The sequence below is a fragment of the Chitinophaga skermanii genome, assembly GCF_003259335.1.
Classification (GTDB): domain Bacteria; phylum Bacteroidota; class Bacteroidia; order Chitinophagales; family Chitinophagaceae; genus Chitinophaga; species Chitinophaga skermanii.
The window spans coordinates 923915-949337 of sequence record NZ_QLLL01000001.1; the positions used below are offsets into that span (position 1 = coordinate 923915).

Below are 25423 nucleotides of genomic sequence, written 5' to 3' on the forward strand. Positions count from 1 at the left end.
TCATGGCAACAAACGCTACAGCAACCGTACTTTCATTATATCATCAACAAGTGGCTTTGCATCCGCATGCATTGGCGGTTATAACCGAAAGCGGGGTGTGTACATATGAAGAATTGGATAGGAAATCGAATAAATGGGCGCAATATATTGTGCAACTATGTTTGTCGAAGAATGCGGCCGTAGCTGTTTATATGCATCGAGGAGAATCATTTGTTGTGGCAATGTTGGCTATAATGAAAGCAGGAGCAACCTATTTACCAATTGATGCCAATACGCCTAAGGAGCGTGTGTTAAATATTTTACAGGATGCTGGTGTAGAGTTAGTAATAACTGATATAAAGGATTTTGACGCTAATATCCCAGTCCTTCGTGTGAATAGTATTCCGAATGTTGGGAAAGCTTTTCAATCAAAAAAAATAGATCCGCAAAGTAATGCATATATTATTTATACCTCGGGTTCAACAGGTTCTCCGAAGGGAACAGTTGTAACACATGATAGTTTATATGCTTCGACAATTGCTCGTTTAAATTATTACGGAAACGCAAATTGTCTTTTGCTAATGCCATCTTTTGCTTTCGATGCATCATTAGCTACAATATGGTGGAGTTTAAGTAGTGGGGCCTCATTAATTGTGGCAAGCGACGAGACGCTGAAGGATGCAAAGAAATTAAATAGTTTGTTGCTACAAAACCCTGTTGATGCATATGTGTGCGTACCGTCTTATTATCGTTTTTTATTGGAAGTGAATATAATTCCAGCAACGAGTTCGCATAGAGCAATTCTTGGAGGAGAAGCTTTAGATGAAAGCTTGATGGGATTACATTATGCAAATTTTCCCCTTTCAGAGTTATACCAAGAGTATGGCCCAACGGAATGCACAATTTGGGCAACTGTTGCGAAAGTAGAAAAGGATAAACCTTTATCAATAGGTTTCCCGGTTGGAGATGTTAAAACTAAAATTGTAGAGGATGAATTGTGGTTAGGTGGCCGACAGGTAGCTGCTAAATATTTAAACCGTCCTATTGAAACAGCAGCTTCATTTGTAGATGCAGAAAATGAACGTTGGTATAGAACGGGCGATATTGTATCGGTTTCTGAAGATGGAGAATTGGTGTTCATAGGTAGAAAGGATGAACAGGTGAAAGTAAATGGGCATCGCGTAGAGTTAAACGAGATTGTATGTTGCTTACAAAATGTGCGCGGCGTAAAAAATGCTGTTGTGGCAGTTCGAGAGGCGGGAGGAAAGCAAGTGATAGCTTTTTTACAATTGGAAGAAAATGAAATATTTGAAGAAGGCAGTATCCGTAATTACTTGCAATCAAAGTTGCCGGCATATATGGTACCAGGCGCATTTATTGAAGTGAGCAGTTTCCCGCAAACTTCCAATGGAAAGGTGGATAAACGTGCATTGTTGGAAATTTACGAATCCCATTTGCAAGTTTCTACAGAAGAAGGCGATTCGGTTTTAACCTCCATTATTTTATCATATTGGCGAGCACAACTTGCTCGACCAGATCTTGGACTACATGATAGCTTATTGTCGTTTGGAGCAAATTCATTGTCGATTTTGCGGTTTGTACATTGGTTACAACTTCAACATCTACATGCTATTTCATTTGCGGATGCTTTTAAGGCTGAAACTGTACAAAATATTTCACTTGCAGCGAAAGATATTTATGCAGCTGAGAATGAAAATTATGTTCCTGAAGAAAATTTACCAATTTCTTTTACACAAGAAGCGCTTTGGGTAGTTGACCAGTTGGAAGGAAGTATTCATTACCATATTAATTTTTCTTATAGCACAAATCATATTCTACATGTTCCTTATTTTAATGAGGCCCTTAGATTGCTTGTTGCTAAATATCCTAGTTTAGCAACGCGTTTTATTATGTACGACGAAAGCGTATTCTTGGCTTCCTCTGAAGTGCCCATATTAGAAAGAATAGTTGATGCAAATGCGTTTTTTACAAAAGCAATCGAACTTACTAAAGGACCATTATTCCGAGCTGGGTTCGAAACATTCGAAGGAACGACCAAGTTATACTTATCCGTTCATCACATGGTGGCAGATGGTTGGTCGTTACAATTTATTATAAGTAATTTATTGAATTTTTATGATCAATTGCGGCAAGAAGAGAAGGTGATGATTGAGGTTGATAATAGCGCAATTTCGTTTGCGCTATATCAACGAGAGTCGTTGAAAAATGGTGATTGGAATCCATCATTGAAATATTGGTCGCATCAATTAAAAGATTGTGCACGTTTGGAAATACCTGCAGATTTTGCTCCAGCTACTCAACCAACGAGAAAGGGAGCAGCCGTGAAGTTTGTAATAGGAAATGAAAGATGGGAGAAATTACAAAACTTATGCGAACAAGAACGAGTTACGCCATACATGGTGTTGCTCACAACTTTGAAAATATTATTGTATAAATATACTAACTGTGCGCAAGATGTTTGCGTGGGGAGTGTGCTTTCTAATCGACCAAATCCTAACTGGCAATCATCCGTAGGCTACTTCGCAAATACAGTGGCTATTAGGTCGCAAGTATTAGGAACTGAATGCGTACACCAATTATTGCAGCAGGTAAAGGAAAATACTTTATCTGCGATTTTGCACGGCGAAGTACCATTTGAAAAAGTGGTAGATACTTTGCAGGTAGAACGATCATTAGAAAGCCATCCATTTTTTGATGTTATGATGGTATTGCAAGATCAACAATTGCCGCAAACTATTCAAACTACTACTAGTATATGGAAGCATGAAGAAGTTATAAGGACAACAAGTAAATTTCGGTTACTATGGGATTTTCATCTCGATACAGATCATATCATAGGTTGGCTAGAATTTAATGAACAGTATCTGCCTAGTACTGCTCAGAATATGACGGACCACTTCCTACAAGTACTAGATGCTGTTATAGAGACACCCTTAGCATCTATCTCTTCTATTTCAATCTTACCAAAAAAAGAAATAGAAAAGCTATTATCAATGCCCGTTGTTAACTGGGATCGGCATACTAATTTGGTAAAATTATTCCAAGAAGTGGCACTGAAATTCCCTTCTAAAACTGCATTGCGATTCGAAGGGGAATCCATGGATTATTATACGTTACATTTAGCAAGTAATAAGTTAGCTCATCATTTATTAAAAAGTGGGGTGCAGCCAAAAAGTTTAGTACCATTGTGTTTACCACGATCTTTCGAAATGGTAATTAGCATACTGGCAGTATTAAAAATTGGAGCTTGTTACGTACCTATTGATCCTGAATATCCACAAGATAGGATTGATTTTATGTTAGAAGATACAGCTTCTCTCTTTATCCTGACACGAGAGGATGTTGTTTTACAAACTAATATCCAGAAAATTTTTGTAGAGTCGATACATTATGCGTATTCAGATGAAAGTGAATTGAACGTTGATATTCACCCCAATGATTTAGCATATATTATTTATACCTCCGGTTCTACTGGCCGCCCTAAAGGCGTGATGATAGAACATCAACAAGTGGTACGTTTATTATTCAACGAACAACCTTTATTTGATTTCAATGAAAACGATATTTGGACATTGTTTCACTCATATTGTTTTGATTTCTCTGTATGGGAAATGTATGGTGCCATATTATATGGCGGATGTTTAGTGATTGTTCCTTCTGCCGCTCGCAATACATTTGATTTTGCAAAAATACTACAGGAAGAGAATGTAACTGTACTTAATCAAACTCCCACAGCATTTTATGCTTTACAAGAGGAAGTTTGTAAAACTTATCCTTCCTTGAATGTTCGCTACGTTATTTATGGAGGTGAAGCATTGAACACAGCTTATTTGCGCAATTGGTATACGCATTATCCTGCGTGCAAATTGGTAAATATGTATGGTATTACGGAAACGACGGTACACGTAACTTTTAAAGAAATTGGTGATGACGTAATTGCAGCTGGTATTAGCAATATTGGTATTCCAATTCCCACGCTGGGTTGCTTGGTTATGGATGCAGATATGCAATTGTTACCTACTGGTGTTCCTGGGGAACTATATGTGAAAGGTGATGGGTTGGCACGAGGTTATTATAATAATCCTCACTTAACGGCTGAACGTTTTATTGATAATCCTTTCAGCCCCGGTGAGAAATTATACCGAAGTGGGGATTTAGTACGGTGGACGAATGCTGGAGAGATGGAGTATTTGGGAAGAATCGATCAGCAAGTAAAAATCCGTGGTTATAGAATAGAATTAGGAGAAATTGAAACAACGATACTACAAAGTGGCTACGTTTCGCAATGCGTAGTAATTGCTTATGAAGGAAAGTTAGTCGCTTATGTGGTGAGTGATAATAAAGACAATATTCTACAATACCTACAACACCGGTTACCATCGTACATGGTACCAAGCCTATTGGTCAATGTTCCTTCGATCCCTATCACGAGTAATGGCAAAGTAGATCGCAAAGCATTACCCAAACCGGTGGATTTACTAGTTACAGGTAGTGATGAGCCTCGCAACGAAACAGAACAGCAACTCTGTACTATTTGGCAAGATTTACTGGGTATCTCGAAAGTTGGTATCCACGATAACTTTTTCGAAGTCGGTGGCGATTCAATTGTGAGTATCCAAGTAGTCAGCCGTGCCCGCAAGCTGGGATTAGATATAAAACCACGCGATATTTTCCAATTCCAAACAATCGCTCAATTATCTAGTTCATTAACCCAGCTAGAAGATATTGTCGCTCCTGTACTTCCCTTGGAAGGGGAAAGTCCTATGTTGCCTATTCAACAATGGTTTTTCGAACAGGGGCATGAGAATTTGCACCATTATAACCAAGCTGTTTTACTTGATATTTCCAAAGAAGTAACTGCATCGCAATTGCAAGCTGCTGTTGATCATTTGTGTAAAGAACATGATGCACTGCGTTTTAGGTATTTGCTTGGAGAAGATGGAAGTTGGAAACAGTATTACAACGGTGCTGGAATTACGGTCGAGACAATAAGTGTAGAAACCACCAATATTGCAACTATTTGCACCCAGGTTCAACAAGGATTGAACATTGAAAACGGTCCAATTGCCAGGGTAGTTTTACTTGAGCTACCAGGAGTGAAAAATGGTTTGTTCATAGCCGCGCACCACTTGTGTACCGATGGGGTTTCTTGGCGTATACTATGCGAGGATTTGGAAAGCTACATTACTTGTATTGTTGATGATAAACCGTTGCCGGTGCTCAATCGAACAACAAGTTATAGAGCTTGGGCTGAACGTTTAATTGGGTTGAAAGATCACCCGGTGTTATTGAAGGAAGCAAGTTACTGGGAGAAAATTGTATCCCGCGTTCAACCCCTACCAGTAGACCACGCTTTGCAAACACCACGTTTAATAGGAGATATGCGCAGGTTGCAAGTTTCTCTTCCTGCCCATTTAACACAATCACTTTTACAAAACGTTCACCAAGCTTATTCCACAAGAATTGATGACATCCTCTTATCAGCCTTACAATTAACCTTGCAAGGTTATACGGGTTTGAACGAGCATGTAGTAACCTTAGAAAGCCATGGCCGGGAAGGGTTTGGTGCCGATAATAGCCGTGTAATAGGTTGGTTTACATCGATGTACCCCGTTTTGTTATCTAGTACGGGGGATCTATCAAATGTAATCATTAGCACAAAAGAATCGCTGCGGGGTATTCCATACGAAGGTTTAGGTTACGGTATCTCAAAATATTTTAATAAAAATATTGGGTTAGTATATACACCTTGTATATTATTTAACTATCTTGGTCGTCTAAGCAACTTGGTCGTAGGACGAAGTTATTTAACCCAAAGTACTGATATCCTCCAAGGAACAGGTGAAGCTAGCGCAGCCACGAATGTTTACCCGGCGCAGCTAGGTGTAGATGGATATATTTTTGAAGAAAGTTTACAATTCACGTGGAGTTATAACACGTTGGAGTTTGCAGCAGGAACAATAGAGAAGTTAGCCAACGATTATTTATTTCACTTAACAAATATTATTCGTCATTGTATCAATGCCGAAGTTATTACCCCTACAATTTGGGATACCGGGCTAGGTGGAAAATTAAGTAGCGAAGAGTTTGAATTGTTACGTGCGCTTGAAAGTTTTGAAGAAGTCCACCCTTTAACGTCAGTGCAGGCGGGCATGTTATACCACGGATTAATGGATAATCATGCCGGCACTTACGTAGAACAGTTTACCGCGGAGGTAAACGGGGTTGATGAGAAGCTATTGAGCGCATCATGGCATGTAGTATTACAGCAATTTGGAATTCTTCGTACTTCTTTTCACTATGAACACCTAGCCCACGGCGTACAGGTCGTACATGGCCATGTTTCCCTCCCTTTTTCAAAGTACTTAATCCAAGAAGACGAAGTAGAAAGTTTCTTAACGGGCGACCGTTTAGCCGGCTTCGATTTTAGACAAGCACCGTTAATGCGTGTAACGCTACTAGAAGTAAGTAACGGCCGAACATTGATGGTGTGGACTTTCCACCATATTTTACTCGACGGTTGGTCGGTTCCCATCGTTATCAAGGCCCTTCAAACACATTATGAATCGCTACTACGCGGGGAGCCCGTTTCTTTCGAAGTAGACAATTTCTCGACCTTTACAAAGTACCTTCAAAAGCGTGATGTTATTTCGGAAGTAACACATTGGTCGCAGTATTTACGTGGTTTTGAAACACCGAGCCTGCTACCGTTTGTACCAGCGAACGTGGCCCGCAACCAAGGCAGTGCAAATACCGGTTCAATTCAACTAGCACTCAACGAAGGGGAACATGCTGCGTTACAATCTTTCGCACAACGGAACCGTGTCACTTTAAATACGCTTGTGCAAGGAACTTGGAGCTATTTATTGTCGCGTTATAGTGGCCGTGAAGACGTGTTGTTCGGGGTAACGGTATCGGGTAGACCTACAGATATAGCGCATAGCGAGGAGCGTGTAGGACTTTATATTCATACTATTTTACAACGTACACAAGTAAATAGTGGTAATATTAACAGCTGGCTTGCTACTATCCAGGATGAGCATACGCGTAACCGTGATTATAGTTACGCACCGTTGAGTACATTGCAAGAATTAGCCGGTGTAAAAGGTGATTTATTCGATAGCTTGTTGGTGTTTGAAAACTTCCCGGTAGAAGATACTTCGAACGTGGCAGGAAGTTTACGCTTTAGCCATATCCAGCTAGCAGAGCATACCAACTACCTGCTCACGATCTTGGTAGAACTGAACCCCACCTTGCAGATCAACTTCAGCTACAACGCAGGTTTACTGAACGAAGAAACCGTTTCGATGGTGGCAGGTCATTTCAAGAACACCTTGCAGCAACTTATGACGTTGCAACGTATCGAAGAAATCGAGTTACTTACACCGGCTGAAAACGCTCAGCAGCAATCTTTCCAAGGCGAACGTGCTGCTTACCCGGTTGGGTCAACCATGGTTGATTTACTGCGCGAAGCTGCAATTTTACACGCAAATAAGCCAGCGTTAACGTTTAGTGGCAAACATATGAGCTATGCGGAGTTGGAAGAACGCAGTAACCAGTTAGCGAATTACCTGCAGGCACAGGGTGTATCACGTGGCAGTATTGTCCCGCTGTGTTTAGAACGCTCTTTCGAAATGGTAATTGGCCTGCTGGGGATTATTAAATCTGGAGGCGCGTATGTTCCCATAGATCCCAGTTACCCTGCAGAAAGGATCGCGTACATGTGTAACGGTGGCACAGTTGGCTTTGTGCTAACAACGAGTGACACCCAGCTATCAACCCCCTTAGTAAAAATAGAGATTGATAATTGTCGCTACGAAGCCTATTCCAAAGATATATTCGATCCCGGGATTACGCCGCGAGATCCATTATACGTTATTTATACATCCGGCTCCACGGGCCAACCCAAAGGCGTCGTAAATGCGCACGAAGGTTTGGTGAACCGTTTAAGCTGGGCAGCCCATTACCACGCTCTTCAAAGTAGCGACGTTATCTTGCAAAAGACCACTTATTGCTTTGATGTATCGGCGTGGGAATTGATGCTTCCGCTGATGGTCGGAGCCCGCATGGTTTTAGCAAAACCCGGGGGACAAAAAGATAGCCAATACTTACGACAATTAATTGAAGAAGAAGGTGTCACTGTTTTGCATTTTGTACCAGGTATGCTGGGAGCATTTTTAAGTGATATTGAAGCAGGTGCTTGTGAAAGTTTGCAACATGTAGTTTGTAGCGGGGAAGCCCTATTAGCATCCCATGTTTCGATGTACCAAGAAAAACTCGGCCACGCCAAGTTACATAACTTCTACGGCCCCACTGAAGCAGCTATAGATGTTACTTACTGGGAAGTACCATTATGCCAAGCAGTTGAAAAAGTATTGATTGGTCGCCCGGTCCAGAACGTAGATGTTTATATTCTCGACAAAAATTTACACCGCCTTCCAGTTGGGGTACCAGGAGAATTATATATCGGCGGGGTACAGGTAGCCTTGGGCTATTTAAACAACCCGGCATTAACGGCAGAACGTTTCATCACGAATCCATTCGGTGAAGGAACCCTTTACAAAACCGGGGACCTTGCAAGCTGGACTGCCAGCGGTGAAATAGAATACCATGGTCGCATCGACGACCAAGTAAAAATCCGTGGTTATAGAATAGAACTAGGAGAAATTGAAACAACGCTACAACAAAGTGGCCTAGTACAACAAAATGTAGTCATCGCTAATGAAGGAAAGTTAGTCGCTTATGTAGTGAGTGATAATTTTGATAAAGACAATATTCTACAATACCTACAACAACGGTTACCATCGTACATGGTACCTAGTTTAATGGTCAATGTTCTTTCGATCCCTATCACGAGTAATGGCAAAATAGACCGCAAAGCATTACCCAAACCGGGTAATTTACTAGTTACTGGTAGTGATGAGCCTCGCAACGAAACAGAACAGCAACTCTGTACTATTTGGCAAGATTTACTGGGTATCTCGAAAGTCGGTATCCACGATAACTTTTTCGAAGTCGGTGGCGATTCAATTAAGCTTATTCAATTATACAGGCAAGTCAACCAAACCTTTGGTAAACGCCTCAATGTTTCTGATCTCTTCCAATACAATTCAATTCATTTGCAAGCTGGCGCAGTTCAAGAAGAACAAAGTGCAGATACGCAAATTATGGTATAACATTCTAACTCCTTTCAATTTCAATAGTTTATGATCAAGGATATGGAAAAAAAAGCTACCCGCCTCAGTTGGGTACTCAATGCTCCTCGTCAACAACAACGTATTGCGCTACTTATTCCGCAATACAATGAAGCATCTAATTGTAATCTCGAACGTAGATTACAATACTTTGCAAATGTAGCAGAACAATACAAGGATAAACTTGACGTTGTCATCATCGACGACGGTTCAACAGATAACAGCCTTGTGAAAATGATTCGTTTTATTAACGAACATAATCCTGCTTTTTATCTTGCCACAGTTAAACCTAATGCAAATAAAGTGGGCGCATTATACCTTGCTCTCAAGCATATCGAGCATGAGTTTGTTATCCTTTCAGATTTTGATACAGATATTGATGATCCTGGGAAAGTAGAAGGCCTTGTGCAAGCGATGCAAGCCGATCCATCTCTCATGGGTTGTTATTTTCGCATGTTGCCTTATGAAGGTAGTGGTAGCGTTTTTGATTTTCAACGCCTTGAATATTCGCTGCTTCGTAGTTTATATCGCTTCCACGAAAAGGATCAAACAGTAATGGTGATGCCAGGGGCTGGTTGCTGCTTTAAACGTGATGTGTTATTGTCGATTTATGAAGAACATAGTGGTTTTAGAAGTGGAGAAGATCGTGAAGCCACGCAAATTGGTCACCGTTTAGGTTTTAAAGCCATTTATGCAGATCATATTCTTACCCTCACTCGCCCACCTTTATCGTTGCGCGCACTTATTAAACAACGTGTACGCTGGAATTTGGGTTATATTGAAACCTTTGTAAAAGAGAAAAGCTTTTATGCAGACCAAATTATGAAAGGTACACGCATTGGTTTTAGATCATTAGTGGATTTATTTGTGCTACTTTTTATACTGGGTATGCCATTAATGATTGCGTATTTCGCTGTGATGAATGTTACGCAATTAATGTGGTTCTTCGGTGGATTATATGTATTCTGCCTTGCTTGGTGCCTCAATCTTTTATTAATTGCACCAGGGGAAACAACTGAGCTTAAAGGTCGACGACTTTCCCTTATACTTGCATACCCAGTCATGAAGCTTACGGTTGATTATTTTGGATGGATGGGCGCTATCATTAAATCACTTAAAAAGAAGTAATTATATCTCGCGGATATGTTTTTGGAAAGCATCCTTAAATGTATCGCCGATGGGAATAACTTCATTATTGATGATAATTCGTTGCTTTTCTATACTTGAAATCTTTTCTAGTGCCACGATGTAAGATTTATGTACGCGGATAAATTTATCTGAGGGTAAATACTCCATGATTTTAGAAAGACTTGTTAAGCTGAGTACTTTTTCACCAGCGGTATAAATCGTGGCATAGTCCTTCCCCCCTTCAATATAATATATATCATCAAAAAACACGCGTTGTAGGCGGTATGCCGTTTTTACAAATATAAACGGCTGTAACTGCGGCGTAGTAGCAGTAGAGAGGCTAGGTATTGTGTTTTGAACGGATGTGTTTTGCATTTGTAACTGCTCGAGTGCCTTTTTGGTGGCAATAAAGAGGCGTTCAAACGAAATGGGTTTAAGCAAATAATCGATCACATTATATTCATATCCATCTAGCGCATATTGCTGGTGAGCGGTGGTGATAATCACTTTTGCTTTGCCTTGCAACAATTTCATAAATTGTAAACCCGTTAAGTCCGGCATTTGGATATCCAAATAAATAAGTTGGATTTGCTCTTTATCGACTAAAGTATAGGCATCCAGCACTTTTGTGGTGGTTACAATTTTTTCAATAAATGGGATTTTTTGTAAATGACTTTCCAGTACTTTCAAAGCTAATGGTTCATCATCGATGGCAAGTACGTTAATCATATTAATTGAGGTTAACGGTTAATGATGATTCAAAAATAACATTATCATTCTTAATATCCAGTTCGTAGGAATTATGGTATAATAAATCTAATCTGCGCTTCACATTCTGCAAACCAATTCCTCCAACATGATCCTTATTCTTATAAGAGATCTTATTCCTCAAATTAAACACCAATTTTCCATCTTTTAACTTGATACTAATAATTAAAGGCTCTTTTTTATCCATTACATCTCCATGCTTAAATGCATTTTCAACAAAAGAAATCAATAACAACGGTGCTATTGAATAGTTTTCTAAATTCCCAGAAATATCGAAATTAATATAAGTCTGATCATCATACCGGAGTTCTTGCAAGCTAATCATATGTTGTAAATAGGTGACTTCCTTCTGCAAGGAAACTTTTTCTACGTTAGATTCATATAACATATAACGCATCATTTCAGATAACTTTAATATAGCATCTGGCGTTTTTTGGGGGTCGCTTAATGATAATCCATATAAGTTATTGAAGGTATTGAAAAGAAAATGTGGGTTGATTTGCGATTTTAGGAATTGAAGTTCCATAGCATTTTTTTCTTTTTCGATAACCTCATTCCTATACATATCATCAATAATCTTCAATAAAAAGCAAATAAAAATCCCCATAGCGCTAAAAAACACGTTCTCCGCGAAATATTGTCCAAAAGCAATACCATCAGGAAATTGCCATTTGTCGAAAACAGGGCCTACAAATTTCTGTTCAATCAAAAAACGTAACGAAACGTCGAACCCAATCATCAATATTACCGAAGCGGCGGCAATGGCATATTTTTTCCTGCTAATCAATAACCCGAAAATATATAAGCTCAAGTAACATACAACAATCGTTCTACCATAGCCAATGGGAGTAAATGGGTCGGTGAAGTCTTTCCAGAATGCCTGCCAGGTAATGTGCATATTATTATGAAGGGCAACATTCATAATAATACCTAGTAGAATGAACAAGGTCCAGAAAACAATGTGGGTTAGGATGATTTTTTTTCTTGCCACGCTTTTTCTTTAAAAATAAGAAAAAAGGCTCACCTATAGTAGTCCCATCCGCCAACTGCTCACTTTTATCCGCCAACAGTTTGCGGAAACTTTTTCCCCGTCTACAGCTACATTTTTATCGTTCACCTAACAAAAAAAAATAATCAATCAAAGCGCGTGACTTTTGTTTCGAAGCATTGATGAGCGCGGATTTCATCCAGTTAAAAATAAAATTATGAAAGCCATTGGAGCAACCCTTTTCATCCTAGTTTTTTGTCATTGCCTCGCCATAGCCCAATCGCCCGTTACCCTTACCGGCGAAGTAAAAGTAAAAGGCGAAGGACCCGCTCCGTATGCGAATGTATTGCTATTAAAGAAAGCTGATTCGGTGTTAGTGATGGGTGCTTTGACAGATTCAATAGGCCGATTTTCTCTACAAGCCTTGCCGGCTGAGTATTTAGTGCGTATAAACTATTTGGGATACCAAGATGTAATTATCCCAATTTCTGTAACAAGCACTGAAACAATGCAAGCTTTACCGGCGATTTTCTTATCGCAACAAGCCAAGAAACTAAACGAAGTCGTTGTAACGGCCCAAAAACCTTTCTTGGAGCAGAAAATCGATCGCTTGGTGGTAAATATTTCAAATAGTGCTACTAGTGCAGGTGCTACTGCATTTGAAGTATTGTCGAAGGTGCCAGGCGTAGTTTTAGTAAATGATCATTTAAGCTTATCAGGTAAAACAGGTGTTGTGATCATGATTAACGGTAAGCCTTCTCCGTACACAGATATGGAATCGGTAATTAAAGATATTCCAAGCAGCAATATCGACCGGGTTGAGGTAATGAATAACCCCGGCGCAAAATATGATGCTAGTGGAAATGCCGGTGTAATCAACTTGATATTGAAAAAGAATTACCGGGCAGGGTTTAATGGGAATGCTGTAATTGGTGGCGGTTTTAGTACATATAATCAAAGCAATGTTCGTTCCGACGATCGCAATTATCATCGCTTAACAGGTTCCTTAGCCATGAATTATCGACAGGGAAATTGGAACATATTTGGTAACGTGGATTATATGCGGAGGTCGGTGTTTGAAGTGAATAATTATGATAGGGTCGTAGATGGTACGTTGTACAAACAAACGAATTATTATCCTTACCAGTACAGCACATACAACTTCCGTGTCGGGGTAGATTATTCCTTAAGCAAACGCACCGTAATAGGTTTTTTGCTAAGTGGCTATCACCGGAATGGTGAAGGAACAGGTAGAACATACACCGATTTGCTGCCACTTCATACGATGAAAGCGGTAGATAGTTTTAGAACAGATAATACAACAAATATTAACCGTACTAGCGTTACTGCTAACCTAAATTTCAACCATACGTTTGATTCTACCGGTAAAGTTTTGAATATCGATTTGGACGTATCTGATTATTACTATAGGAATGAAGGGGATATTAGGATTTTAACGGCCGATCAATCAATAGTACACCAGTTCCAACGCGGAAAAACGCCTCTTAATTTTTGGACTTTCAAGGCCGATTATGAACATCCATTTTCTAGTCGATTGAAGTTAGAAACAGGGTTGAAAGTGTCGAGTGTGAATATCCATAATGACTTGTTGTTTACGCGGAATGGAGAATACGATCCCCATCGTTCAAACATCTTCAAGTATGAAGAAGCCATTTACGCCGCATATGCAAGCCTTACTGGTGAGCACAAAAAGCTAAAATGGCAAGTAGGATTGCGTGTAGAGCGAACTGGCAATAAAGGTTACCTGGCTGATACGCTGGCTTTGAAGAGAGATTATTTACAACTCTTTCCAAGTTTATTTATTCAGCAAGAAATTAATCCAAATCTTTTCATCCATTTCACATATAGTCGAAGGTTAGATAGGCCGGATTTCCAATTATTAAGTCCCTTCGCATATTTCATCGATTCGTTAACGTATGCGAAGGGCAATCCGACCTTACTGCCGCAATTGAGTCATGCCGCAAGGCTGTCGATCAAGCCTAAAGATTGGCCTACATTTTCAGTGGCATATAGTTATACCGATCGTGTGATTTACCGTGAAGCACCGCACCAAGAAGGAAATGTAACGTATATGCATGCAGAAAACTTGGGTGATTGGCAAAACATAACTACCGAATTGAATTATCCCTTTAAGATTGGTAGAAAGCTAGATGGGTATTCTGGTATTCAAGCATTCTATAATCAATATAAAGCACCGTTCGCCGATTCATTATACAACCAAAGGAAATGGAATTGGCAAGTGTATGGCGGCTTTACTTATAAGTTCACGAAAACATTCTCCGCCGAAATCAACGCTTACTATACATCAGGTCAACTAAATGAATTTACTCTAACTGGGTCTTCGTCTGGTATAAACCTCGGGCTGGCAAAAACTATCATGAACGGCAAGGGAAAGATTACATTCTCGGTGAATGATATTTTCTATAAAAATCAAACCACAAGCCGCGTAAAATACGGCGATGTAGATATGAAATACTTCTATCGCGATGATTCGCGCAATGCGCGGCTCACATTCTCTTGGAATTTCGGAAAGTATAAAGTCAACTCGAACCGCGAACGAACAACCGGTTCAACAGAAGAACAAGATCGCTTTTAATCGTCCAACTGCTTAAAAAACAACGTCTATGCTACGAAGTAAAATACTCGTATGGCTATTGCTATGCCTTGTTGTAACCGCCAACGCACAAGGTGATTATGGAAATAACAGTGCTATAGGGCACTATTTCGAATTTCGCGGTTTCCGCATGTATAGTGAGTCGTACGGCAATGGTAGTCCTATTCTTTTTATTCATGGAAACGGTGGATCAATTGCCAGCTTCGATAAACAGTACCCTTATTTCTCCAAGCAATATAAAGTCATTACTGCCGATTCTCGCGCTCATGGTAAATCTATCGATCGTGTTGATAGCCTTACCTATGAAATGATGGCTGATGATTATGATGCATTACTTACGGCAATGCAACTGGATTCTGTGCAGGTTGTAGGATGGAGTGATGGTGGAATAATAGGTTTGTTGTTAGCGATAAGGCATCCTAACAAAGTAAAGAAACTAGTCATTTCTGGAGCAAATCTATGGCCCGATACAACCGCTGTGAACGTTGATGTGTTGGATATCGTGAAGCCGGTTTATAATGAATTGAAGCAATTACAGGATCGGAATCCCGATCAAGCAAACACTTTCAAACAACTCCGCTTACTGATGGAGCAGCCGCAAATAACACTCAGCGCACTTCAGTCCGTCAATTGTCCTGTAATGGTGGTGGCAGGCGATCATGATATCATTAAGGTGCGCCATTCAGTCCTTATCAGTGAACATATTCCGCACGCATACTTGTGGATACAACCCGGATCGGGACACGGAATTCCTGTCGTTTTCAGTGAACAATTCAACCACAATACAAACAAATTTTTTAAAGAACCGTATCGACTTATCACAAAAGAAGGACGCTTCGAATAGTTGATCTGTCAATCATTAACTCAGCATTTTAAATGTAGCTCATATGCAACCAAATAATTTATGCAATTGGTATGTACTATATACACGTTTCAAATCTGAAAGAAAAGTGGCAAAGCAGTTATCTGATGCAGGCATTGAAACGTATGTTCCTTTGCGCACGGTGCGTAAGCAATGGAGTGATAGAATGAAAATGATGGAAGAGCCCCTGTTTTGGAATTATGTATTTGTGAAAATAAACTTGAAGGAACGATTTAAAATTTTGGCTACTAGCGGTGTTGTACAGTTCGTGTCTTTCGAAAACCAGCCGGTTGAGATGGCAGAAAAGGAAATCGAGAATATTCGCATCATCGAATCTTCTGCAACAGATGTGCATTTAGAATCGATTTTTATTGCAGGAGATAAAGTACTTGTTACGAAGGGTGTATTTAATGGAATGGAAGGTATACTCGTGAAAAAGTCTTCTAAAGATAGGCTTGTCTTGAAGTTGCCTGTGTTAAAACAAGCCATTTCGATTGAAATGCCTGAAGCTTATGTTTCAAAGGTGAGTTAAATAATTTTTTATGAAAATCATTGCCAACGCGGGATATATTCAACGTAGAGAATATTTGCTATATAGAATTCGGAGTGATCATTACCCGTTTAATATGCAGCGCAGTTTTTCTATCCCGCACTTCGATCATGCCTATTTTAATTCATTTTTACAACATGTTGTTACTAAGCACGAAATCTTGCGTACAACCTATGAAATGAAAGATGGCCGATTATTACAAATAATTCACCCAGTTGCCAACATGCCATTGGAAGTAGATTATTTCGACTTACGAGGAATGGCGGGGGAAGCACAACAATCTTTCATGGAAGCTAAGAAAACACATCAACGTGCATTGGCTTTCAATTTCGAAACTGGCCCACTTTTTCGCGTAATGGTTTGTTCTCTACAAATTGATTTGCATATGGTAACGGTGACTGGTCACCACTTGGCTTTTGATGAGTTTTCTTTTAAGGTGTTTGATGCTGAAGGAGCGTATTTTTATTCAAACCAAGTAGTAATACCTCCTGTTTTCGATTACCGTCATTACACAGCATGGGAAGAAAAAATTTTATATACCCAAGCTGGCCAAGCTTTCCGAGAAATTTGGAAACGAGAAATGCAGGAAGGGTTACCAACATATGATTGTGTTCCTTTTGAAAGAAAAGTAGCAAAATTGGAGAAAATCCAAACCAAAATCGATACCGTAAAAAAGCGAATGGAAGCCATCGGATGGATTGATCAAGAAGTGTTAGCACCTGTAACAAGGCGTTACTGTGGAAGTGATGGTGGTTTGTTTACCATTGTATTAGATGCAGATCATAAGAAAGTTATATGGAATTGTAGCAAAAAGTATAACGTAAGCTTATCTGCTGTATTTATCGGATATTTTCTATGGGAAATGTATAAGATATCTGGACAATCCCGTTTTGCTATCGACATTCCTGTAGCTCCACGAACTACGAAACAATACCAGAATTCAATTGGTTGGATGACAATTCAAGGTATGGGATTTTTTGAACCTGCATTGGAGAACAGCCTACCTGGGTTTTTGGAACAAGTCAATAATCGCTTGTTCGAAATGCATCATTACGGACTTTATCCATATGAACAAGTTGGCTCTTGTTTACCAGGTGTTGTAGGTGCAGAAATTCCAATGTTCTTCAATCTCAATTACCCAGACCATCTCTACGAATTCAAACATAAACCTGCAGCTGCTTCCCAAGGAATTACGTGCTATCAACAACTGGCCCTTTTTGTAAATGTATTCGAAAATGCAGTTACGTTGGATGTAGCTTACGATAACGACTTATTCACTCAATCGGAAATTCAATCAATCACCGATCAATATATTCGCCGCCTTATTCAATCCGATACTATTCCCGCTTCGTTACATAAAATTGTTGTAAATGAGTAAAACTTATGAACGTGCCGCTATTTATGTAGTAGCACATCAAGATGATTGGCAATTATTTATGAGTCCTCATGTAGGTAATGATATTGCTGATGAAAATTGTTGTACTGTCATCATTCATACCACAGCAGGAGATGCAGGGTATGAAGATGCTTATTGGATAGCAAGAGAGGCCGCTGCTGTGGCTAGTATTAGGTTTAGATTATCACAAACCCCAATGCAGCATCAAGTCCTAGACGAAATTGAACTGAACGGACATTCTATTACCTGCACAACAAACGGGGATTGTACCTCCTATTTTATGCGTTTACCCGACGGGAACTACGAAGGAGAGGGTTTTGAGCGGTACAATTACCAAAGTCTTATGAAATTGAGAACACAAGATATTTCATCACTCAAGTCTGTAGATGACCGTAATAAGTTTACCGATTGGCAATCGTTGGTTAAAACCCTCGATGCTATCATCCACGTTTCAACGTTACAGGTAAAAGGAGAGATAGTATTGCATTTCATTGATCCCGATATTTCTCTTAACCCGCACGATCATTGTGATCATATTATGACGGCTCATTTACTGCGCGATACAACAGCACATCAATTCTTTGAAAAGCATGCGTACTTAAGTTATAGCACGTTTTACAAAGAGCACGATTTAACCGGTGAAGAATTGTTTTGGAAAGTGGGAATGTTTGCCATTTACCACCAAGTGGTATATGAAAGTTTTGGACATTCTACGATAGGAGAGAGTAGCGAATTTTTTACTTGGGCAAACCGGAGGGCCTATTTTAGAGCCTATTAATCGATGGAAATTATATTGTTTTGAATAGCTGATTTAATAAGGCCAATGGTTGTTTTGGCACCCATTTCTTCTTTCAAAAACTGTTTAATTTTTTCCACAGCACTAGTACTTAAGAAAATTGCATCTGCAATTTCTTTTGTATTTTTTTCTTGCCAGAGAAGTATCAACACATTTTTATGGACTTCGCTAAGTTTTGGTTTTTTAGGTTTATTCATTAGTGAACCGGTTCGCCAATACAAAGCGTCTGTGAATAATTGGTTGCGATAAATTTGTTTATGATAAGCACTTTTTACGGCATCGATTAGCTCTGTAGGATAAGAAGTTTTGGGAATACAGCCATAAATTCCTTTATCAAGTAATTCACTTACCATCATGGGATCTTCATTGTTCTGTATTAAAATGGCGCTGATATGTGGGAACGTTTGCTGGATGGTTTCAAGCAGTTGAAGTGTATTATTGAGCGGTGAAGACAAATCCATCAGTAATACATTCACCTCTTTGCAAATATTGAGCTTGGTAAAAAGCTCATCATTACTACCTACATCAATAATCACGTGAATATTTGCATCTTGTGATACCATATGAACAAGTGCTTTCCTAATAAGCGTGTGTTCACTCAGAAGTGCCAGGTGAATTTTTGGGTTATGCATGTTTGTCGGGTTTCTAAAACACTTAATAAAATGCACGGAAGCACAATGCTTGGCGGTAACAAACACACTAAAATTGGTCAATTGTGTCCTACATGCTATATCTGCTTATAAACGGTATTTGTAATATTAGTTAACAATTCCTATAATTCAAAATTTAATTACCTATTTATAGCGAAACCCTTTACTGTGGAGGATTTGGTGTGTATTGATCACTGCGGTTTAAATGCAGTGTTATTGTGATTGTGAATGGTTCGGACTGCGAAGCAAGTAGTTGGAGGAAGCCCCCATGTTTTATGGAGGCTCCTGTTATTTTAATATGTTCGTTTATACAGCTTGTTACCTTCTACTACAACAAAAGTAGCTTTCGATGTGGTAGTCATATTCCAGTCGTAATTTTCCCGCGAATTTTTAAGGAGTCCCTCATCTTGCCATGTTTTTCCACCATCATAAGTATAATAAATGCCACGACCATGTATTGCAAGACCCCGCATTTCATCAAAAAAGTAAAGACTATAAAGCTGTGTTTTCCATTGATTTTGACCATCGGTTTCTATAGGGAACCAAGTTTGTCCACCGTTTGTGGTTTTATACAATGCACCACCATTTGAAATGGTTCCTCCGATATTTCCATTATACAAACTAACTGCTACATAGGCAATATTCTCATTCAACATAAATAGGCTTGTGATATTGCGTGACATTGCATCTGGATGATTAGCGACTTTCCAAGAATCTCCTCCGTCTGTAGTTTTCAATATTATGCTATAATTAGTTGCATCAAATTCATCACCTGAAATAGCAAAACCAGTATTGCCTTTCATTTTAACTATTCTAAATGGCATCCTGTAATTATCAGATGTGGATTTGAAATTTTGGCCACCGTCCTTAGATTTGTATAATTGCGAAGTATAGAATATTACATTTTCATTTTGCATAAACACAAAGCTGCCGAGTTGAGGATTTAAAATGTTTATAGATGAATTGCCTGCCTGTTTCCATGACAATCCACCATCATTAGATGCCATAAAAGCCGCTGCTGCTGCCAATACCAAATTACTAGTGGGAGAAGGGATACCGATGTTACCCGGGAAACTACCGCCACTTGCATCCCTGAATAATTTATTATCTATGCTTTGATAAGTCCATGACTTTCCTCCATCCGTAGTGCGTAGCAAATAGGTTGTATCCATGGTTTCTGATCTTCCTACAACATAACCATTATAGTCATCAAAAAAATTCACTTGGGAAATGCTACTTACTAAAATAGGAAATTTAACAAGTGACCATTCTATGGAATAATCTTTAGTAGTTGAAGGCGTTTCTTTGTCCTTCCGACAAGCAAAAATAGTCGTACATAAAACGACTACTAGCGTTAGGTTTAATTTCATTTTCATCTGAGTGTTTTTGAATGAATTCGTGGAATATGAATGCTTTGGGATGCCTTTCAAATTACAATGTTTATTCAAGAAATAAATATAAAATTGATGTAACAATCGTTGATGTTTATCCGTTTCATGTTTCGGTCTGTTTAGGTTTTTTTAGGCATTGTTGCTTCGCATACTTCAACGGTCGAATGACATGGTGCACTTGCCTTTTTTATTTGTACGTATTTCATTCATTCAAAACACCTTACATTTACACCCGGTTTTAGAAAAATTGGGTTGAAAATGGAACGTAAGCATTTCTTGAAGTTATTAACATTCTTACCTATCATCGCGGAAGCAAAAGGTTTAGAGCGCTTACTGGGTAAAAATTTTACTTTCGATAATAGTCAAACAATGCCGGTATTCTTTATCGGGCATGGCGATCCTAATAATGCATTTCTCGATAATCCTTTTACGCAAAGCCTGCGTAGAATGGCTGCAAGTCTTCCCCAAAAACCTTCTGCCATTTTAGTCATCTCAGCTCATTGGCAATCGCTCGACAATACATTCATCTCAACAAAATCAAATTACACATCTAGCTATTACCCCGTTCAAGGTGCCTCCGGCTTGGCTGGCAGCTTTCTAGAAGAAAATCCGACGCTCCAGGCCGACGATCAACGAGAATTAGATCATGGTGCATGGGCTATATTAAAACATCTCTCACCCAATGCGGATATTCCCGTTATGGAAATGAGTATTGATTTGGCAAAACCATTAAACGAACACTGGAAATTAGCGCAACAACTAAACACGCTGCGAAACAAAGGTGTTCTCATAATCGGTAGTGGAAATATTGTACATAATTTGGAGTTATCTACCTTGCATATGTTCTCTCAAAAGCCTTATGGTTGGGCATTAGAATTTGATGAATGGGTGAAAAAGAAAATTGATGATCGCGACTTTTTAAGTTTATTATTATATCAACAGCAAGGGAAAATGGCGCGTAAATCTGTCCCCACCTTGGATCACTACTTACCAATGTTATACGCTTTGGCGCTTATGAGAAAAAACGAACCCATTACGCACACATACGAAGAAGTTTTCGCAGGAATTAGCATGCGTTGTTTTCGAATTGGTTAGTATTTTAATCTTGCTGAAGCAATTTTGCAGCAGCTTGGATTTCAATGGATGTTACAACAAAAATAACACTAATGTGCTATCTACTGTAAGTGAAAAGGACCTAAATTCGTTAACACAATATGCGTATTGTTTGATTTTTGGCTTTGATGAAACCCTTGGATTGTTTGTTAAGATCTATTATAATATCCTGCTAGCTTAACTTTCAGCCATATTTTACTTCTCGATATGTGAAGTTTTCATTATTGACAAATAAATATCTTTAGAGAGCATTAAAAGTACGCTTTCAAATCGTATCTGTTTTATAACACGTTTGTTTGTTCTGTACTAGATAAGAATATTCCATTTTTGAATACAACAAAATTTTGAAGCCCGTCGACCCAATCGTTGTTTGGAAAAGGTAGCATAACCCAACATGTTTGCTTGGAATCTTGGTTCCTGTTTATTTAGTTAGGATTGTTAACTATCTGCCGATTTTAATACGGCATTTGTGTTTGGTGGCAGCTTTAAGCGTACCAAAGTATAATGAGTGGCCCAAAATTTACGTTGCAACCAAGATCATCGTATGAATCAAAAGAAGGCAAACAGGACAATTAAATGGATATTGTTGTTATTCATGTTTTCCTGTCATTTTGGAGCATTTGCACAAAACAGTTCTGCTACACAGTATGTAACAATGGGTACCTTGTTGTTAGAGCAACGCCCGCTTGTAGGCGCTATGGTTCAACTGCATCGTACTACTGATAGCGTACGTGTAAGAACAGTATTTACTGATTCCATAGGACAATTTACGCTAGTCAATATCCCGGTCGGCGCATATTTCCTAGTTATTCAGTCATCAATACAAACGTTTCAACCTGTCGCCATTCAAATTGAAGCTACGGCAAATCATATTATTCCACCCATTCTACTCGATAATAAAGTTCAACAATTAAACACCGTAACCGTACAAGCGAAGAAACCTATAATGGAGCGAAAGATCGATCGTATTATATTTCATACCGAACAAATGCAAACTTTAGCTGGCGGTACTTTATTGGATGTACTTACAGAAACGCCCGGTGTAAGAGTAAATGAACATGATATTTCGCTTGTTGCCAAAAGCAGTGTAAAGGTGATGATCAATGATAAGATAATGTATTTGAGTGGACAAGATTTGTTAAACTACCTACGCTCGCTTCCTGCGGAAAATATAGCTTCTATTGAGGTTATAACTATGCCACCTGCACAATACGATGCTGCTGGTAATGCAGGTATAATAAATATTCGTACGAAAAGAATTAAGCAAGATGGATGGAGTGCGATGCTAAGTACAGCTTATACCCAAACTACATACGTTCGAGGAGGAACAGGTTTACTTCTTAATTATCAAACAAAGAAAGTTGCATTATACGCTAATACAAGTATGAGCGAAGGAAGTAAGGCACCCAATTATTTCACACAGCTCTATTACCCTAAACAAACGTGGGACCAGTTGGAGCATAGAAAGGATAGAACGGGAAACTTCAATTATCAAGCCGGAATAGATTATAACCCATCTCCCAAAACAACTATGGGATTGGCTTACATGGGAGCACATGATAGGATAGATTTAAGGGGAGTGAATACAATTTTAATGAAGGACCTATCGGCTCAATTGGACTCCACTATTAATACAATTAGCCGTGCAAAAGGGAATAGTGATAATGGATCATTAAATTTGAGTTTTAAACATACTTTCCCTCAATCACAAAGATTAACAGTAAACGCAGATTACTTTTTTCAAAATAGTCATAAAACGAACGATTACCAAACAACAAATTACTTACCTGGAGGCAATCTGACAGGAACAGCAAACGTTTCTGCAGCAATAGGAAATCAAGAGATTGATGTGCAGGCAATTAATGCAGATTTTGAGATGCCGATTGGGAAGGCAAAACTTACTATTGGTGCAAAGGCTACTTTCATTCAAAATCGGTCTATGAACGAGATAGATGATAGCCGAAATATACAAGTAATTACAAAAAACCAATTTACATACAAGGAAAATACGCAAGCTGCATATTTAAATTACCATCAATCCATAGGTAAGGGATGGGAGTTACAAGCTGGATTACGTGGAGAATACACTAGGCTTGATGGTTATGCTGTTGCCATTAAGGAACAAGTGAAGCAGGATTATTTCAAAATATTTCCGACGTTATATGTTGTAAAGACTATTAATGATGATAATGTTGTTGCTTTGAATTACGGAAGAAGAATTGATAGACCAGGCTACGCTTTGCTTAATCCTTTTAAATGGTACAGTAGTGCTTATTCCTATTCTGTTGGTAACCCTTTCTTGTTACCTTCTTTTAATCACAATGCTGAATTGTCGTACACCTTCAAAAGTAACTATAGTTTGAGCTTGTATTTCCAGGAAACAGAAAATAAGTTTAGTCAAATTGAAAACCTTCGACCAGACACGAATTTGATAGAATTGATATATCGCAATTTTTTGACATCGTACAGCTTGGGGGCTAATATTTCTGCCGTGGTAGTACCAGTGAAAGGCTGGAATATGACAAATAATGTCTCTGTTTATCAAAACATGGATAAATCGGATTTACAAGGAACAATTCCGCGGCAGTCAATTTTAAGTGCATTTTTAAGCACGAGCAATTCAATAACATTGAATAAGAAGAAAACGCTAATTGCAAGTTTGAGTTATTGGTACCAATTCCCGGAGATAAGTAATTATAGTAAGTTTGAGGCTTATTCGAATATGAATATAGGTGTAAGGGCACTTTTTTTGGAAAAGCGATTGGCTGTTAATATAGCAGTAAGGGATATCTTCAAAACTCAACAAATAAAGTTTTCCTCTATTGTAAATGGGGTTGAAAAGAAAAATAGTAACTATTACGATGCTCGTAGTTTGGGTGTAACTATTTCATATAAGATAGGTAAAAAAGAAGCAAAAAGAAAACAGCAAAACAGTAACCAAGATGCTATCGATAGAGCTGCCGGTAGCTGATTATACAATATTTCAATTTACTACATAATCCATGGACCCTTATGTACCAGGCGTAGCCGAAAACCTGTAGAAACGAGTAGGCGTATGTTAACCAATTTTAAATTTTCTCACAATGGAAATCAAAAAATTGAAATTGAACAAGCAAACTTTGTCTGTTTTAGATGACAAAGCATTACAAAACATCAAAGGTGGTCGCAACCTTGATGCAGCTGAAGCTAGCTGTACTTCAGGCCAATGTAACACTAGCTGTGCGCAAACAAATGCTGAAGAAGTAGCACAATAGTAGCCGTTAACCACAGGGTAAGCTGAAAACCTGTTTGTAAAAGAGTAAGCATCATTTTTTTAAAATTTTTTGTCATGAATAACGAAATCAAAAAATTGAAATTGAACAAGCAAACTTTAGCGGTTTTAGACGATAAAGCTTTGCAAAATATCAAAGGTGGTCGTAATCTCGATGCAGCAGAAGCAAGCTGTACTTCTGGCCAATGCGACACTAGCTGCGCTAAAACAAATGCTGAGGTTGAATAATTAGCCCATTCCTCTCGAAACCATTTTCAACGTTTAAGAATATTAGCAAATCTGTAATGACAGCTCTGCAGGGAGTTGACTGTAACCCTTTTGTTGCCCAAAACACCCAAATACTCAAACACTACAATGGTTTCTCTTATACAGGGCATGCTGAAAACCTGTTTGCAAAAGAGTAAGCATCACACATTTATACATGTTACAATGAATACCGAAATCAAAAAATTGAAATTGAACAAGCAAACTTTGTCAGTATTAGACGATAAAGCTTTACAAAACATTAAAGGTGGCCGTAACTTGGATGCTTCTGAAGCAAGCTGCACTTCTGGTCAATGTAACACTAGCTGTGCTAAAACTAAAGCTGAAGAAGAAGCTGAAAGCTTCGGAAAATAGTTTCTTTCTTGGAACCTTGTTTGTTTTGGCCCGTAGGGAGTTTGTAACACCCGTATTGTTGCC

16 protein-coding genes are annotated in these 25423 nt (G+C 38.8%); 12 read left to right on the forward strand and 4 right to left on the reverse strand.

The window, feature by feature from the left end:
• Nucleotides 1–2: 2 nt before the first annotated feature.
• A complete protein-coding gene (locus tag LX64_RS03740) occupies nucleotides 3–9176 on the forward strand; it encodes a non-ribosomal peptide synthetase (RefSeq protein ID WP_111596245.1) in 9174 nt (3057 codons plus the stop codon).
• A 42-nt stretch (nucleotides 9177–9218) separates the two neighbouring features.
• Complete coding sequence (locus LX64_RS03745) at nucleotides 9219–10322, forward strand: glycosyltransferase (protein WP_158538516.1); 1104 nt, start codon at nucleotides 9219–9221, stop codon at nucleotides 10320–10322.
• Here the strand turns inward: LX64_RS03745 and LX64_RS03750 are convergent, their stop codons facing one another.
• Entirely contained in the window at nucleotides 10323–11051 is a 729-nt protein-coding gene (locus LX64_RS03750; protein WP_111596247.1) for a LytR/AlgR family response regulator transcription factor, read from the reverse strand. It lies immediately after the preceding gene.
• A 1-nt stretch (nucleotide 11052) separates the two neighbouring features.
• Nucleotides 11053–12081 (reverse strand): sensor histidine kinase, encoded by a 1029-nt coding sequence (locus tag LX64_RS03755; RefSeq protein WP_148707181.1) that lies wholly within the window; start codon nucleotides 12079–12081, stop codon nucleotides 11053–11055.
• Between the two features lie 214 nt (nucleotides 12082–12295).
• Between LX64_RS03755 and LX64_RS03760 the strand changes: the two genes are divergently transcribed.
• Genes LX64_RS03760 through LX64_RS03780 form a run of 5 tightly spaced genes read left to right on the forward strand, consistent with a single transcriptional unit; the run spans nucleotide 12296 to nucleotide 18299 of the window.
• Nucleotides 12296–14695 (forward strand): outer membrane beta-barrel protein, encoded by a 2400-nt coding sequence (locus LX64_RS03760; RefSeq protein ID WP_111596249.1) that lies wholly within the window; start codon nucleotides 12296–12298, stop codon nucleotides 14693–14695.
• Nucleotides 14696–14723: 28 nt separating this feature from the next.
• Nucleotides 14724–15557 carry an alpha/beta fold hydrolase gene (locus tag LX64_RS03765; RefSeq protein ID WP_111596250.1) on the forward strand — a complete coding sequence of 278 codons (834 nt, stop codon included), beginning with the start codon at nucleotides 14724–14726 and terminating at the stop codon, nucleotides 15555–15557.
• 43 nt (nucleotides 15558–15600) lie between these two features.
• On the forward strand, nucleotides 15601–16107 hold the full coding sequence (locus tag LX64_RS03770) for a UpxY family transcription antiterminator (protein ID WP_111596251.1): 507 nt from the start codon (nucleotides 15601–15603) through the stop codon (nucleotides 16105–16107).
• Between the two features lie 10 nt (nucleotides 16108–16117).
• Nucleotides 16118–17503, forward strand: a complete 1386-nt coding sequence (locus tag LX64_RS03775) for a condensation domain-containing protein (protein ID WP_111596252.1) — start codon at nucleotides 16118–16120, stop codon at nucleotides 17501–17503.
• Nucleotides 17496–18299, forward strand: a complete 804-nt coding sequence (locus LX64_RS03780) for a PIG-L family deacetylase (RefSeq protein ID WP_111596253.1) — start codon at nucleotides 17496–17498, stop codon at nucleotides 18297–18299. Before LX64_RS03775 ends, LX64_RS03780 begins: the two co-directional genes overlap by 8 nt.
• On the opposite strand, the gene LX64_RS03785 is transcribed toward LX64_RS03780, so the two are convergent.
• Nucleotides 18296–18949: a response regulator transcription factor gene (locus LX64_RS03785; protein ID WP_111596254.1), complete on the reverse strand. Its 654-nt coding sequence runs from the start codon at nucleotides 18947–18949 to the stop codon at nucleotides 18296–18298. The two genes, LX64_RS03780 and LX64_RS03785, sit on opposite strands and share 4 nt — an antisense overlap.
• Nucleotides 18950–19260: 311 nt before the next feature.
• Nucleotides 19261–20343, reverse strand: coding sequence for a WD40/YVTN/BNR-like repeat-containing protein (locus LX64_RS03790; RefSeq protein WP_148707182.1), 1083 nt, complete (start codon nucleotides 20341–20343; stop codon nucleotides 19261–19263).
• Between the two features lie 273 nt (nucleotides 20344–20616).
• On the opposite strand from LX64_RS03790, the gene LX64_RS03795 reads away from it, so the two are divergent.
• The 5 genes from LX64_RS03795 to LX64_RS03815 all read left to right on the forward strand — a co-directional run bounded on the left by LX64_RS03795 (nucleotide 20617) and on the right by LX64_RS03815 (nucleotide 25360).
• Nucleotides 20617–21453, forward strand: coding sequence for a dioxygenase family protein (locus LX64_RS03795; protein ID WP_111596256.1), 837 nt, complete (start codon nucleotides 20617–20619; stop codon nucleotides 21451–21453).
• Nucleotides 21454–22015: 562 nt separating this feature from the next.
• Nucleotides 22016–24442, forward strand: coding sequence for a TonB-dependent receptor (locus tag LX64_RS03800; protein WP_111596257.1), 2427 nt, complete (start codon nucleotides 22016–22018; stop codon nucleotides 24440–24442).
• Nucleotides 24443–24554: 112 nt separating this feature from the next.
• Nucleotides 24555–24725 carry a TIGR04149 family rSAM-modified RiPP gene (locus tag LX64_RS03805; protein ID WP_111596258.1) on the forward strand — a complete coding sequence of 57 codons (171 nt, stop codon included), beginning with the start codon at nucleotides 24555–24557 and terminating at the stop codon, nucleotides 24723–24725.
• 74 nt (nucleotides 24726–24799) lie between these two features.
• Nucleotides 24800–24970 (forward strand): class I lanthipeptide, encoded by a 171-nt coding sequence (locus LX64_RS03810; RefSeq protein ID WP_111596259.1) that lies wholly within the window; start codon nucleotides 24800–24802, stop codon nucleotides 24968–24970.
• Between the two features lie 201 nt (nucleotides 24971–25171).
• Entirely contained in the window at nucleotides 25172–25360 is a 189-nt protein-coding gene (locus LX64_RS03815; RefSeq protein WP_111596260.1) for a class I lanthipeptide, read from the forward strand.
• Nucleotides 25361–25423 lie beyond the last annotated feature (63 nt).

Coding starts and splice junctions, on each gene's coding strand:
- LX64_RS03800 (WP_111596257.1), top strand. CDS start 22,016: ATGAATCAAAAGAAGGCAAACAGGACAATTAAATGGATATTGTTGTTA.
- LX64_RS03790 (WP_148707182.1), bottom strand. CDS start 20,343: ATGAAAATGAAATTAAACCTAACGCTAGTAGTCGTTTTATGTACGACT.
- LX64_RS03750 (WP_111596247.1), bottom strand. CDS start 11,051: ATGATTAACGTACTTGCCATCGATGATGAACCATTAGCTTTGAAAGTA.
- LX64_RS03745 (WP_158538516.1), top strand. CDS start 9,219: ATGGAAAAAAAAGCTACCCGCCTCAGTTGGGTACTCAATGCTCCTCGT.
- LX64_RS03815 (WP_111596260.1), top strand. CDS start 25,172: ATGAATACCGAAATCAAAAAATTGAAATTGAACAAGCAAACTTTGTCA.
- LX64_RS03785 (WP_111596254.1), bottom strand. CDS start 18,949: ATGCATAACCCAAAAATTCACCTGGCACTTCTGAGTGAACACACGCTT.
- LX64_RS03760 (WP_111596249.1), top strand. CDS start 12,296: ATGAAAGCCATTGGAGCAACCCTTTTCATCCTAGTTTTTTGTCATTGC.
- LX64_RS03775 (WP_111596252.1), top strand. CDS start 16,118: ATGAAAATCATTGCCAACGCGGGATATATTCAACGTAGAGAATATTTG.
- LX64_RS03795 (WP_111596256.1), top strand. CDS start 20,617: ATGGAACGTAAGCATTTCTTGAAGTTATTAACATTCTTACCTATCATC.
- LX64_RS03765 (WP_111596250.1), top strand. CDS start 14,724: ATGCTACGAAGTAAAATACTCGTATGGCTATTGCTATGCCTTGTTGTA.
- LX64_RS03805 (WP_111596258.1), top strand. CDS start 24,555: ATGGAAATCAAAAAATTGAAATTGAACAAGCAAACTTTGTCTGTTTTA.
- LX64_RS03740 (WP_111596245.1), top strand. CDS start 3: ATGGCAACAAACGCTACAGCAACCGTACTTTCATTATATCATCAACAA.
- LX64_RS03770 (WP_111596251.1), top strand. CDS start 15,601: ATGCAACCAAATAATTTATGCAATTGGTATGTACTATATACACGTTTC.
- LX64_RS03780 (WP_111596253.1), top strand. CDS start 17,496: ATGAGTAAAACTTATGAACGTGCCGCTATTTATGTAGTAGCACATCAA.
- LX64_RS03810 (WP_111596259.1), top strand. CDS start 24,800: ATGAATAACGAAATCAAAAAATTGAAATTGAACAAGCAAACTTTAGCG.